Source organism: Enterobacter sp. 940_PEND (genome assembly GCF_001059415.1).
GTDB lineage: Bacteria > Pseudomonadota > Gammaproteobacteria > Enterobacterales > Enterobacteriaceae > Enterobacter > Enterobacter cloacae_M.
Window position 1 is genome coordinate 116,146 of record NZ_JUMS01000006.1, and the last position, 12,275, is coordinate 128,420.

A 12,275-nucleotide genomic window follows, 5' to 3' on the forward strand; every position below is an offset into this window, starting at 1 on the left:
ATGACCCAGCCTCTTCTCAGTATTGATAACCTGTCGATTGCTTTTTCAAAGCAGGGCGAGACGCGCACCGTGGTCACCGACCTGTCGCTGCAGATCCAGACCGGTGAAACGCTGGCCCTGGTGGGCGAGTCGGGTTCAGGCAAGAGCGTTTCGGCACTCTCTATCCTGCGCCTGTTGCCGTCCCCGCCGGTGAGCTACCCGCAAGGGGATATTCTGTTTCACGGCAGCTCGCTGCTGCATGCCGACGAACATACCCTGCGCGGTATTCGCGGCAACAAAATCGCCATGATCTTCCAGGAGCCGATGGTTTCCCTCAACCCGCTGCACAGCCTGGAGAAACAGCTCTATGAAGTGCTCTCCCTGCACCGGGGGATGCGCAAAGAGGCCGCGCGGGGAGAAATTCTGGATTGTCTGGAACGAACAGGCATACGCAACGCGGCCAAACGGCTGAATGATTTTCCGCACCAGCTCTCCGGCGGCGAACGCCAGCGCGTGATGATCGCCATGGCCCTGCTCACGCGACCCGAGCTGTTGATTGCAGACGAGCCCACAACGGCGCTGGACGTGACGGTACAGGCGCAAATATTGACGCTGCTGCGGGAGCTGCGTGACGAGCTGAACATGAGCCTGCTGTTTATCACGCACAACCTGAGCATTGTGAGAAAGCTGGCCGACAGCGTCGCGGTGATGCAAAACGGACGATGCGTTGAACAGAATACCGCGTCCACGCTGCTGAGCGCGCCGCAGCACCCCTATACGCAGCGTTTGCTCGACAGCGAACCCTCCGGCGACCCGGTTCCCCTCAAGGCGGACAGCACACCGCTGCTGCGCGTTGAGGATCTGTCCGTCTCGTTCCCGATCCGCAAAGGTATTTTGCGACGCATCGTCGACCAGAATCCGGTGCTGAAACACATCCGCTTCTCGCTGCGCCCGGGAGAATCCCTGGGGCTGGTGGGCGAATCCGGTTCCGGCAAAAGCACCACCGGTCTGGCGCTGCTGCGCTTAATTGCCTCCCAGGGCGAGATCCTCTTTGACGATATGCCGCTGCACCGCTGGAACCGCCGCCAGATGCTGCCCGTGCGGCCCCGCATGCAGGTGGTGTTTCAGGATCCCAACTCCTCGCTTAATCCACGGCTCAGCGTGTTACAGATTATCGAAGAGGGTCTGCGCGTACATCAGCCCGGCCTGAACGCTCAGCAGCGAGAGCAGGAAGTTATGCGGGTGATGGCCGAAGTGGGCTTAGATGCCGGGACGCGCCACCGCTATCCGGCTGAATTCTCCGGCGGGCAGCGCCAGCGTATCGCCATTGCCCGCGCGCTGATCCTGAAGCCGGAGCTGATCATTCTGGATGAACCAACGTCGTCGCTGGACAGAACCGTTCAGGCGCAGATCCTGGCCCTGCTGAAAGGGCTTCAGGAAAAGCACAGGCTGGCCTATATATTTATCAGCCACGATCTTCAGGTGGTACGAGCGCTATGCCATCAGGTGATTGTGTTGCGACAGGGAGAAGTGGTCGAGCAGGGTGAGTGCCAGCGCGTATTTAGCGCGCCAACGCAGCGCTACACGCGCCAGCTGTTGTCGGCAGACTAGCGGTCAGAACGGGTACTGGCCGGAGAAAGGCTCCGCGATGGCAACGCCAAAATTCTTCAGACGACAGGTGGCGGCAAATTCGTCCTGGCTTTTCACAAACAGGCACGGCTCACCTTCACACTCCAGCACGGAGCTATCCACTTCGATATCCGTCAGGGCCTGACTGAGACGCTCCATCACCCGCCATGCATTTTCGTCGCTCGGGCTCAACAGCTTGAGTGCTACCAGGCAGTTTTCACAGCCCGTGACGTTTTGCGGAATCGGTTCAACTTTCGAACCTGCAAAACCCGTCGACCAGCGATAGCTCTGGGGCAAGCGATGGACAATGGAGAGTTGTAATGTATTCACGTTCGTTCCCCGGAAGCAAAATTTACTTCACAATTTATTTACATTTATAGTAACACATCGTCGCCAGCCTGCACTATTCAGCGCTTTTTTATCCGTTTCCTGGCTCGCGTCGGCGCTATATGTACCCGTTTCTGCGATCTAACTCAACCTTTTTGAATACAATGATGTGACTTTTTACACAAATAGATTTTACATAAAATAAACAAACACGGAATAAACGAACGGGGGTTTGGTTGATATGCATCAACAAAAAAGGCCCTGCCGGGCCTTCTCTGTGTTTTAGTGGGCCGCTTTTCGCGGTCGACTGGCGTAAAGATAGAAGAGTATCGAGCTGGTTGCGCAAAAAGCCATCGCCCACAGCATGGGCCATGCCGTCGTAAAGGTAGCCATCGAAAGCAACGCGCCAACAATAGCGCCGATGCCAAAGCGGAACGTCCCCGCCAGGGAAGAGGCGGTGCCCGCCATATGCGGAAACTCATCCAGGATCACCGCCATCGCATTAGATGACACCATCGACACGCAGCCGACAAAGGCCGCTACGCCGACCACCAGCGCCCAGAAGCCCACGCCCAGAAACGCGCTAACCACCAGCCAGATAGCCATCACAAACTGGATCCACAGCCCGGCGCGGAACATGTTCAGCGCCCCCACCCGCCGGACAAAACGGCTGTTGATGATGGTCATGATGAACAGGAAGACGATGTTAAGCGCGAAATAGTAGCCGAAGTGCTGCGGCGAAACGTGGTTCAGCTCGATGTAGACAAACGGCCCGGCGCTCAGGAAGGAGAACATCCCGGCGAAGCTGAACCCGCTTGCCAGCATATAGCTGAGCACGCGCTTATGGCGAAACAGCGAGGCAAAGTTGCCGATGGTGGTACGGATGTGGAATTTCTGACGGCGCTCGACGGGAAGCGTTTCATCAATAAAGAAGAAGATCATCGCCGAGGCCAGCAGCGCGGCCAGGGCCAGGATCCAGAAAATCACATGCCAGCTAAACCACACCAGCACCGCACCACCGGCCATCGGGGCCACCAGCGGCGCAATCGTCGTCACCAGCATGACAAACGACATCATGCGGGAGAACTCTTCTTTCGGGTAGATATCGCGCATCAGGGCGTTAATCACCACGCTTGCCGCTGCCGCCGCCAGACCGTGGAAGAAGCGCATGATAATCAGATGATCGATGGTCTGCGCCAGCGCACAGGCAACCGCTGCGGCTGCAAAGACCAGCGTCCCGCCCAGAATAACGGGCTTGCGTCCAAGGCTGTCCGCCATCGGGCCATAAAACAGCTGGCCAAGGGCAAAGCCAAGAATATAGGTGCTGAGCGTCATCTGCGCGCTGCCCGCCGGAACGCCAAACTGCGCGGAAATGACCGGCAGCGCGGGCAGGTACATATCAATAGACAGCGGCATCAGCATGGCCAGCAGGCCAAGAATGAAGACGATTTTGAACGACGAGTGTGGCCTGGTGGTCACAGAGCTCTCCTGAAATTAGTGCGAAGGCAGACCGACGCTGGCGATCTCTTCTTCCGTTAACGGGCGATATTCGCCTGGCGCCAGGTCGGGATCGAGTTCGATCGCACCAATCCGCTCACGATGCAGGCCAACAACGTGGTTCCCCACCGCGGCAAACATACGTTTCACCTGATGGTAGCGCCCTTCGCTGATGGTCAGGCGGACCTCCGTCGGGGTGATGACTTCAAGCACCGCCGGTTTGGTCAGATCTTTTTCATTATGCAGCTGAACGCCTTTCGTGAATTGCTCTGCCGTGTCATCCGATACCGGCGACTCCAGCGTGACCAGATAGGTTTTCTCGCAGTGGTGACGCGGGGAGGTAATGCGATGCGACCACTGCCCGTCGTCGGTCATCAGTACCAGACCCGTGGTGTCGATGTCGAGGCGGCCTGCGGCGTGCAGCTTGTGCGCCACCGGTTCGTCGAGGAAATAGAGCACCGTCGGGTGATCGGGATCGTCCGTTGAGCAGACGTAGCCTTCCGGCTTATTGAGCATGAAGTAGCGCGGACCGTGCTGCTGGGTCAGCGGATTGCCGTCATACTCCACCTGATGGTCAGGTTGCAGTTTGAACGCGCTGTCTCTCACAATATCGCCATCCACGGTAACGCGGCTGGCGCGAATTTCACGCCCGGCAATAGCGCGGCTTACGCCGAGTTGCTGAGCGATAAACTTATCAAGTCGCATGAAATCTTTTTAGCCTTAATGGTGCTGGAAGTCGGACAACAGGTCCGAAAAAAGAAGCAGTCTGGAACGGTTCAGTATAATGGTCTGGTTGCGCCACTCAAGGGAAAAAGTTTCGTGGCATACTATGTGCGGAATAACGAAACCGAGACCCCATGACTTTTACACTTCGTCCCTATCAGCAGGAAGCCGTTGACGCCACCCTCGCCTGGTTCCGTAAACATCGCGAGCCGGCGGCGATTGTGCTCCCGACCGGCGCAGGCAAAAGCCTGGTCATCGCCGAACTGGCGCGTCTGGCCCGTGGTCGCGTGCTGGTGCTGGCGCACGTTAAAGAGCTCGTCGCGCAAAACCACGCCAAGTATTGTGCGCTTGGGCTGGAAGCCGATATTTTCGCCGCCGGGCTGAAGCGCAAAGAGAGCCACGGCAAAGTGGTTTTTGGCAGCGTGCAGTCGGTGGCGCGCTATCTGGACCTGTTTCGCAACGAATTTTCGCTGCTGATCGTCGACGAGTGTCACCGCATCAGCGATGACGACGACAGCCAGTACCAGCAAATCCTGGCTCACCTGAAAGCGGTGAATCCTCACCTGCGCCTGCTGGGCCTGACGGCGACCCCGTTTCGCCTGGGGAAAGGCTGGATCTATCGCTATCATTATCACGGCATGGTGCGCGGTGATGACAAGGCCCTGTTTAGCGACTGCATTTACGAACTTCCGCTGCGCTACATGATTAAACATGGCTACCTGACGCCGCCTGAACGGCTGGATATGCCGGTGGTGCAGTACGATTTCAGCCGTTTGCAGGCACAGAGCAACGGCTTATTCAACGAAGCGGATCTCAATCAGGAGCTGAAAAAGCAGAAGCGTATTACGCCGCATATTATCAGCCAGATTGAGGAGTTCGCCGCGACGCGCAAGGGGGTAATGATCTTTGCCGCCACCGTTGAGCACGCGCGTGAAATCACCGGATTACTGCCCGCCGGCGACGCGGCGTTAATCACCGGCGAAACGCCCGGCCCGGAGCGCGACGGCCTGATTGACGCCTTTAAAGCCCAGCGGTTCCGCTATCTGGTAAACGTGTCGGTATTGACCACCGGCTTTGACGCCCCGCACGTCGACCTGATCGCCATTTTGCGCCCGACCGAATCGGTCAGTCTGTATCAGCAGATTGTTGGCCGCGGCCTGCGTCTGGCCCCGGGAAAAACCGACTGCCTGATTCTGGATTATGCCGGTAACCCGCACGATCTCTATACGCCTGAGGTCGGCGCGCCAAAAGGGAAAAGCGACAACGTGCCCGTGCAGGTCTTTTGCCCTGCCTGCGGGTTTGCCAACACCTTCTGGGGAAAAACCACCGCCGACGGTACGCTGATCGAACACTTTGGCCGCCGCTGTCAGGGCTGGTTTGAAGATGATGACGGGCATCGCGAGCAGTGCGATTTCCGCTTCCGGTTCAAAAACTGCCCGCAGTGCAACGCCGAAAACGACATTGCCGCCCGCCGCTGCCGGGAATGCGACGCGGTGCTGGTTGACCCGGACGACATGCTGAAAGCAGCATTAAAGCTGAAAGATGCCCTGGTGCTGCGCTGTTCCGGCATGGCGCTGCAGCCCGGTGCCGATGAAAAAGGCGAGTGGTTGAAAATCACCTATTACGACGAAGACGGGGCGGACGTCAGCGAGCGCTTCCGGGTTCAGACGCCTGCCCAGCGAATGGCCTTCGAACAGCTGTTTATCCGCCCGCATACCCGCACGCCGGGCGTGCCCCTGCGCTGGATAACCGTGGCCGATATCGTGCGCCAGCAGATGCTATTGCGCCATCCGGATTTTGTCGTCGCCCGTAAAAAAGGCCAGTTCTGGCAGGTGCGCGAGAAGCTCTTTGACTACGAAGGTCGCTTCCGTCGCGCCAACGAATTGCGCGGTTAGCGGGACTTTTCATTGATGTGAGGGGCATTTGAGTATAAAATGCCGCCCGCTTCACATCCGTGAGGCAGAACACTCACCTGCTGCTGGGTCGCCTGTAGTAGGGTTTTAAATACAGAGAGAAATCAATGTTCACTATCGAAGCAGAAGTACGTAACGTGCAGGGTAAGGGTGCGAGCCGCCGCCTGCGTAACGCTAACAAGTTCCCGGCTATCGTTTACGGTGGCGAAGCTGCTCCAGTTGCAATCGAACTGGATCACGACAAACTGTGGAACCTGCAGACCAAAGCTGAATTCTACAGCGAAGTTCTGACCATCGTTGTTGGCGGTAAAGAAGAAAAAGTGAAAGTTCAGGCTGTTCAGCGTCACGCGTTCAAGCCAAAACTGACTCACATCGACTTCGTTCGCGCGTAATCGCAAACTCGTCGAAAAAAACCCCGCTTCTGCGGGGTTTTTTTATGGCTGTTATTTCCCACCCGAGGTGCGGCGCTGAAGCTGATCGCGCAGGTTCGGCGGCGTACCTTTAATGGTCAGCGTATCGGTGGCCGGATCCCAAAAGATGCGTTCACCCAGCAACATCGCGTCAAAGTTGATGGTTAACCCACCGCCGCTGCCGGCAAACTTGGTTAACTGACGCAGCGTACTGCGATCGGCCGGGAAGCTCTCTTCAAGCTCATAGCCTTTCTCCGCGGTGAATTCCTGGAAGCTGACTTCGCTGACGCCCGCCAGCTCTTTTGACAGGGACTCCAGCTCGATCTCCTCCCCTGCCTGCAGCTGTTCGTTGCAGTAGCTGTAGACCTGCTGACGCACGGTCTGGCGCTCAGATTTATCGAGCTGCGCTTCAGCCGTGAAGTCGTCAACCGCCTGGAGCAGCCCTTTGTTCTGCGCCTTGGCGTTAAGACCTTCGCTGGCACCGAGGAAATCCATAAAGAAATCCGCCACTTTGCGGCCCACGCGCCCCTTCAGGAATGTCAGGTAGCGGGTCGACTCCGGGTTGGTTTCCCATTCGGTCAAATCAATACGCGCCACGATATCCGCATGGTTGATATCCAGATAATGCGTTGAGCTGATATCCAGCTGCTCGTTCACGCGCATGCTGCTTAAGTTATTCAGCACGGTAACCAGCAGATACTCGACCGCCAGGTAGCGATAGTGGCAGAACAGCACGATCCCGCCGTCGGCGAACGGATATTTCGCCAGTTCGTCGCGCAGACGCCCGGTTGCGGCACGGCTAAACGCCAGGAAATCCTCTTCGCCCTGACGCTGCAGGCGCAGACTATCGGCCAGTTCACTCTCTTCGTTGAACAGGCCATAGGCTTTATTTTTGGCGCTATAGACGCGATGCAGCTCTGCCATCATCTCCACCACGGTCGCCGTGGGTTCCAGTAACGAATCGCGCAGCACCACTTCAAGGGTTTGCTCATCACGCTTGATAAGCTGGTGCAAGGCAATCTGGTTGATTTCCAGACTCATGATAAACTCTCCTTTTAGACCGGGCGGTATTCAACCACCACCAGGACATGTGTGCAACAACAGATAAAAAAGGGGAAAAAAAGCTGTTGCTACGGTAATATGTTGCCCTTTCATCAACAAACTGATTTTGATTTATGCCACAACATTCCCGCTACAGTGATGAACACGTTGAACAACTGCTCAGTGAGCTGGTCAACGTACTGGAAAAACATAAAACGCCGACCGATCTCTCCCTGATGGTTTTGGGAAATATGGTCACCAACCTGATTAACACCAGCGTTGCTCCGGCTCAGCGTCAGGCGATCGCAAAATCGTTCGCCCAGGCTTTACAGTCGTCCGTCAGCAACGACCCGGCCCATTAAGGGATACGAACAACAGTTTATGGTGACGAATCGTCAGCGCTACCGTGAAAAAGTCTCCCAGATGGTCAGCTGGGGGCACTGGTTTGCCCTGTTCAACATTCTGCTGGCGACGGTCATTGGCTGTCGTTATCTGTTTGTCGCAGACTGGCCAACAACGCTAACCGGGCGTATCTACTCCTGGATGAGCGTTGTGGGTCACTTTAGCTTTTTGGTTTTCGCCACCTATCTGCTGATCCTGTTCCCCCTGACGTTTATCGTCATGTCGCAGCGTCTGATGAGGTTCTTGTCCGCCATCCTTGCGACGGTCGGGATGACGCTGCTGCTTATCGACAGTGAAGTGTTCACCCGCTTCCACCTGCACCTCAACCCCATCGTCTGGGAACTGGTGATTAACCCCGACCAGAACGAAACGGCCCGTGACTGGCAGCTGATGTTTATCAGCGTCCCGGTGATCCTGTTGATTGAGATGCTGTTCGCTACCTGGAGCTGGCAAAAGCTCCGCAGCCTGACCCGGCGACGCCATTATGCGAAGCCCGTCGCCGCGCTCTTTTTCGTCTCCTTTATCAGTTCGCACATCATGTATATCTGGGCGGATGCGAACTTCTATCGCCCTATTACCATGCAGCGCGCGAACCTGCCGCTCTCGTACCCGATGACGGCCCGTCGCTTCCTCGAGAAACACGGCCTGCTTGATGCGCAGGAGTACCAGCGCCGTCTTATCGAGCAGGGTAACCCGGAAGCCGTCAGCGTTCAGTATCCTCTGAGCGACCTGAACTACCGCGATATGGGGCGCGGACAAAACGTCCTGCTGATCACCGTCGATGGCCTGAACTATTCCCGTTTCGAGAAGCAGATGCCTGCACTGGCCGCTTTCGCGAGTCAGAACGTCTCGTTTACTCAGCATATGAGCTCCGGTAACACCGCCGATGCGGGCATCTTTGGCCTCTTCTATGGCATTTCAGCTGGCTACATGGACGGCGTACTGTCTACCCGCACGCCTGCGGCGCTGATCACCGGGCTGAATCAGCAAGGCTATCAGTTAGGGTTGTTCTCCTCCGATGGCTTTAACAGCCCGCTCTACCGCCAGGCGCTGCTGTCCGATTTCTCATTGCCGACGGCGCAAAAACAGTCCGATGCGCAGACCGCCAGCCAATGGATAAACTGGCTGCAGCGCTACGCCCAGGAAGATAACCGCTGGTTCTCATGGGTTGCCTTTAACGGCACAACGCTTGCTGACAGCAATAAGAGTGACTTTGCGCGCCGCTACGGTCGCGCGGCTGGCGATGTTGATGCTCAGATAGGCCGCGTGCTTGATGCGCTTCGCGAGTCGGGCAAGCTGGACAATACCGTGGTGATCGTGACCGCGGGCCATGGCGTGCCTTTAGGTGACGAGACGAAGAGTATGAGCTGGTCTCGCCCGAATCTGCAGGTTCCGCTGGTGATCCACTGGCCAGGCACACCGGCGCAGCGCATCAATATGCTCACCGAGCATAAAGATGTGATGACAACCCTGATGCAACGCCTGCTGCACGTCAGCACGCCAGCAAACGAGTATTCGCAGGGGCAGGATCTCTTCAGCGCCGCGCGCCGCCACAGCTGGGTGACGGCAGCGGGGAATAATACGCTGGTGGTGACCACGCCGAAGCTGACGCTGGTGCTGAACAGCAACGGGAATTATCAGACGTATAATCTGCAGGGTGAACGGCTGAAAGATCAGAAACCGCAGCTGAGCCTGCTGCTTCAGGTCCTGACGGATGAGAAGCGCTTCATCGCTAACTGATTAATAATAAACCAGTTAGCGACAGATTCCCTTGCATTCAAAACGGAATCGAGTAGTATTCTTTTTATGCGTCGGCACGTAGCGCAGCCTGGTAGCGCACCGTCATGGGGTGTCGGGGGTCGGAGGTTCAAATCCTCTCGTGCCGACCAAAAACACACTGAAAACCAGCCTGATGGCTGGTTTTTTTATTTCGCCTCGTCCGGCGTTTTGCGCAGATACACAAGCGTAGCCAGACAAATCACCGCTCCGGCATAAAACGTATATTCCGCGCCAAACGTTTCCCATATCGCGCCGGCTCCCACGCTGGCGATTAATAATCCCACGCCGCTTACCAGACTAAAAATACCGAAAGCCGTGCCGCGCAGATCGCGCGGTGCGGTTTTAGCGATCATTGCCGCCAGTAATCCCTGGGTCATACCCATATGTATTCCCCAAAGCGCAACGCCTAAAATGACTCCCATCCAGTGGCTGCTCAGCGCCAGAACAACATCTGCGCCAATCAGCACCATTAGCCCCCACTGCAGAAGTCGGGTGTGGCTCATGCCATCAGAAAGTTTGCCAAAAGGGTAAGCCGAGAGGGAATAGAGTACGTTCATGACCACCATCACCAGCGGAATAAGGGCCAGAGGAACGCCCGACTGCTGCGCACGAAGGACGAGAAAAGCCTCGCTAAACCGGGCAAGCGTGAACACCGCACCAAGGCCAATCACCCACCAGCACGCTTTACCCAGCCGCCTTAAATTCTCTCGTTTAATGGGATTAGTACGTTTATGTTCGAGGGGAGTTTTCGGCTCCTGAAGGCCGAAATAGAGCAAGGCAACTGAAAGCAGCCCGGGGATAAGAGCTATCCAGAAAACAGTGCGAAAATCATTGTCCAGCAACAGCATTAAGCTTACGGCCAGTAATGGGCCAAGAAATGCGCCTGTGGTATCCATTGACTGACGCAGGCCATATGCCGCACCACGCATTTCCGGCGGCGTGACGTCTGCAACCAGCGCATCCCGCGGGGCGCCCCGTATTCCCTTCCCCGTACGGTCCATGAGACGTGCGCCTAAAACCATCCCGGAAGAGGACGCTAATGCGAAAAGGGGTTTGCTTAGGGCCCCCAGGCCATACCCTAACAGGGCCAGCCCCTTACGTTGACCCAGGTAGTCGCTGATCGCCCCCGAAAAGACCTTAATAAAAAGCGCAGTGGCCTCCGCCAGCCCTTCAATCAGGCCGATTAACAGCACGCTCGTACCGAGGGTGGTCATCATAAAAAGTGGCAGCAGGCTGTGAATACTCTCTGACGAGATATCCATCAGCATACTGACGCCCCCCACAACCCAGACGCCTTTGGGGATCTGGCTGAGCACTGGAAATCTGGAACGCATCTACCGCTCCTGCTTTAAAAACAGTTGCCTGAATGCTTACAGGATAGGATATCGCGGATTAAAAAAACCTGAGGAGAGTGGGATGAGACCATAAAAAAGCCATCCGGCAGGATGGCTTAGCTATTGCGAGTCAGCGCTTAATGCTTCTCACGTCCGCCCAGGAAGAAAATGCCCAGCGGGATGGCCAGCAGAACGGTGAACACCAGGCTGTAGACGAAGATCATCGCCGACTGCAGGACATACATGCTGGTTGTCCAGGCAGAGAGGGGGATATTGTACTGTTCGATAACGCCAACAATGGTTGCCCGCCCCACGCACGCGGCAGCAATCATAAATACGACCAGCAGCGCCAGGAGGAACTTGCGGCCTTCAGGCGTTTTCAGTTTTGCACGAACCATCTCTCTTCCCTTTTACAGATGAATAACAATATATAGGGGCTAAAATAACACGAACTGACACCTGACTCCACACCAGCATAAACAACCACTAAACAGGCAAATTAAAAGCGCATAACGCTACCCATAGTGAAAATGTAAGTAAATAACACCGTTCATTCATCGTTGTTATGTTAACCTGCGCAGGATCGTTTTGACATAAAGGAATGACAATGAAAAACGCACCTAAATTTGCCATCGCCCTCATTGCAGCCGCATGCGTCAGCAGCAGCGTTTTCGCCAGCGAAACTCCAAAAGAGCAGCCGCTGGAAAAAGTGGCTCCGTACCCGCAGGCGGACAAAGGGATGAAGCGTCAGGTGATTCAGCTGCCGGTTCAGCAGGATGAAGCGAACTTTAAAGTGGAACTGTTAATTGGCAAGACGCTGGAAGTGGACTGCAACCAGCACCGTCTGGGCGGTCAGCTGGAAAGCAAAACCCTGGAAGGCTGGGGTTACGACTATTACGTCTTTGACAAAGTGACCTCTCCGGTCTCCACCATGATGGCCTGCCCGGACGGCAAGAAAGAGAAGAAATTTGTAACGGCGTATCTGGGTGACAACAGTCTGCTGCGCTACAACAGCAAGCTGCCGATCGTGGTCTATACGCCTGAAAACGTAGAAGTGAAATATCGCATCTGGAAGGCTGATGAGAACATCGGACAAGCCGTAGTACGTTAAAAATAAGTCGGGTGGCGGCTTCGCCTTACCCGACCCGGAAAGGGTGCGCTCTGGTGCCCTCACCCCAACTCTCTCTCACCGGGAGAGGGAGAAAACACTAAAAACGGTAACGGATGTTACCGTTTTGCTT

The 12,275-nt window shown here is 56.0% G+C and carries 12 protein-coding genes and 1 tRNA gene; 7 read left to right on the forward strand and 6 right to left on the reverse strand.

From position 1 onward, the window contains the following. Window positions 1–1,590, forward strand: coding sequence for a microcin C ABC transporter ATP-binding protein YejF (gene yejF / locus ADJ24_RS01845; protein ID WP_023312493.1), 1,590 nt, complete (start codon window positions 1–3; stop codon window positions 1,588–1,590). 3 nt (window positions 1,591–1,593) lie between these two features. On the opposite strand, the gene ADJ24_RS01850 is transcribed toward yejF, so the two are convergent. The 3 genes from ADJ24_RS01850 to rsuA all read right to left on the reverse strand — a co-directional run bounded on the left by ADJ24_RS01850 (window position 1,594) and on the right by rsuA (window position 4,137). Beyond that, window positions 1,594–1,938 carry a YejG family protein gene (locus ADJ24_RS01850; RefSeq protein WP_023312494.1) on the reverse strand — a complete coding sequence of 115 codons (345 nt, stop codon included), beginning with the start codon at window positions 1,936–1,938 and terminating at the stop codon, window positions 1,594–1,596. 279 nt (window positions 1,939–2,217) lie between these two features. Then, complete coding sequence (locus ADJ24_RS01855) at window positions 2,218–3,414, reverse strand: Bcr/CflA family multidrug efflux MFS transporter (protein WP_008500953.1); 1,197 nt, start codon at window positions 3,412–3,414, stop codon at window positions 2,218–2,220. A gap of 15 nt (window positions 3,415–3,429) precedes the next feature. Next, complete coding sequence (gene rsuA / locus ADJ24_RS01860; RefSeq protein WP_023312495.1) at window positions 3,430–4,137, reverse strand: 16S rRNA pseudouridine(516) synthase RsuA; 708 nt, start codon at window positions 4,135–4,137, stop codon at window positions 3,430–3,432. Window positions 4,138–4,289: 152 nt separating this feature from the next. On the opposite strand from rsuA, the gene ADJ24_RS01865 reads away from it, so the two are divergent. Both ADJ24_RS01865 and rplY read left to right on the forward strand, forming a co-directional pair. After that, the gene (locus ADJ24_RS01865; RefSeq protein WP_048701931.1) at window positions 4,290–6,050 is read left to right on the forward strand and encodes a DEAD/DEAH box helicase; all 1,761 of its coding nucleotides are present in this window, start codon (window positions 4,290–4,292) and stop codon (window positions 6,048–6,050) included. Between the two features lie 125 nt (window positions 6,051–6,175). Beyond that, window positions 6,176–6,460, forward strand: coding sequence for a 50S ribosomal protein L25 (gene rplY / locus ADJ24_RS01870; protein WP_023312497.1), 285 nt, complete (start codon window positions 6,176–6,178; stop codon window positions 6,458–6,460). A gap of 51 nt (window positions 6,461–6,511) precedes the next feature. Here rplY and yejK read toward each other — a convergent pair whose 3' ends face one another. Beyond that, window positions 6,512–7,519, reverse strand: a complete 1,008-nt coding sequence (yejK, locus tag ADJ24_RS01875; protein ID WP_021241524.1) for a nucleoid-associated protein YejK — start codon at window positions 7,517–7,519, stop codon at window positions 6,512–6,514. A gap of 134 nt (window positions 7,520–7,653) precedes the next feature. Between yejK and ADJ24_RS01880 the strand changes: the two genes are divergently transcribed. From ADJ24_RS01880 to ADJ24_RS01890, 3 genes are all read left to right on the forward strand, one after another. Beyond that, window positions 7,654–7,881 (forward strand): YejL family protein, encoded by a 228-nt coding sequence (locus ADJ24_RS01880; RefSeq protein WP_008500958.1) that lies wholly within the window; start codon window positions 7,654–7,656, stop codon window positions 7,879–7,881. Between the two features lie 19 nt (window positions 7,882–7,900). Continuing rightward, a complete protein-coding gene (gene yejM / locus ADJ24_RS01885) occupies window positions 7,901–9,661 on the forward strand; it encodes an LPS biosynthesis-modulating metalloenzyme YejM (RefSeq protein ID WP_023312498.1) in 1,761 nt (586 codons plus the stop codon). 72 nt (window positions 9,662–9,733) lie between these two features. Next, window positions 9,734–9,810: transfer RNA gene (locus tag ADJ24_RS01890), tRNA-Pro, on the forward strand. A gap of 36 nt (window positions 9,811–9,846) precedes the next feature. Here the strand turns inward: ADJ24_RS01890 and ADJ24_RS01895 are convergent. Together ADJ24_RS01895 and ADJ24_RS01900 are read right to left on the reverse strand one after the other, a co-directional pair. Continuing rightward, the gene (locus ADJ24_RS01895) at window positions 9,847–11,034 is read right to left on the reverse strand and encodes an MFS transporter (RefSeq protein WP_023312499.1); all 1,188 of its coding nucleotides are present in this window, start codon (window positions 11,032–11,034) and stop codon (window positions 9,847–9,849) included. Between the two features lie 137 nt (window positions 11,035–11,171). Further along, window positions 11,172–11,432, reverse strand: a complete 261-nt coding sequence (locus tag ADJ24_RS01900; protein ID WP_008500962.1) for a DUF2534 family protein — start codon at window positions 11,430–11,432, stop codon at window positions 11,172–11,174. A 209-nt stretch (window positions 11,433–11,641) separates the two neighbouring features. Between ADJ24_RS01900 and eco the strand changes: the two genes are divergently transcribed. Beyond that, window positions 11,642–12,145: a serine protease inhibitor ecotin gene (eco, locus tag ADJ24_RS01905; protein WP_023312500.1), complete on the forward strand. Its 504-nt coding sequence runs from the start codon at window positions 11,642–11,644 to the stop codon at window positions 12,143–12,145. The last annotated feature ends 130 nt before the right edge of the window (window positions 12,146–12,275 follow it).

Excerpts from the sequence above, each read along its gene's own strand:
- ADJ24_RS01880 (WP_008500958.1), top strand. The coding sequence starts at position 7,654 with ATGCCACAACATTCCCGCTACAGTGATGAACACGTTGAACAACTGCTC.
- ADJ24_RS01900 (WP_008500962.1), bottom strand. The coding sequence starts at position 11,432 with ATGGTTCGTGCAAAACTGAAAACGCCTGAAGGCCGCAAGTTCCTCCTG.
- ADJ24_RS01895 (WP_023312499.1), bottom strand. The coding sequence starts at position 11,034 with ATGCGTTCCAGATTTCCAGTGCTCAGCCAGATCCCCAAAGGCGTCTGG.
- eco (WP_023312500.1), top strand. The coding sequence starts at position 11,642 with ATGAAAAACGCACCTAAATTTGCCATCGCCCTCATTGCAGCCGCATGC.
- yejK (WP_021241524.1), bottom strand. The coding sequence starts at position 7,519 with ATGAGTCTGGAAATCAACCAGATTGCCTTGCACCAGCTTATCAAGCGT.
- rplY (WP_023312497.1), top strand. The coding sequence starts at position 6,176 with ATGTTCACTATCGAAGCAGAAGTACGTAACGTGCAGGGTAAGGGTGCG.
- yejF (WP_023312493.1), top strand. The coding sequence starts at position 1 with ATGACCCAGCCTCTTCTCAGTATTGATAACCTGTCGATTGCTTTTTCA.
- yejM (WP_023312498.1), top strand. The coding sequence starts at position 7,901 with ATGGTGACGAATCGTCAGCGCTACCGTGAAAAAGTCTCCCAGATGGTC.
- rsuA (WP_023312495.1), bottom strand. The coding sequence starts at position 4,137 with ATGCGACTTGATAAGTTTATCGCTCAGCAACTCGGCGTAAGCCGCGCT.
- ADJ24_RS01865 (WP_048701931.1), top strand. The coding sequence starts at position 4,290 with ATGACTTTTACACTTCGTCCCTATCAGCAGGAAGCCGTTGACGCCACC.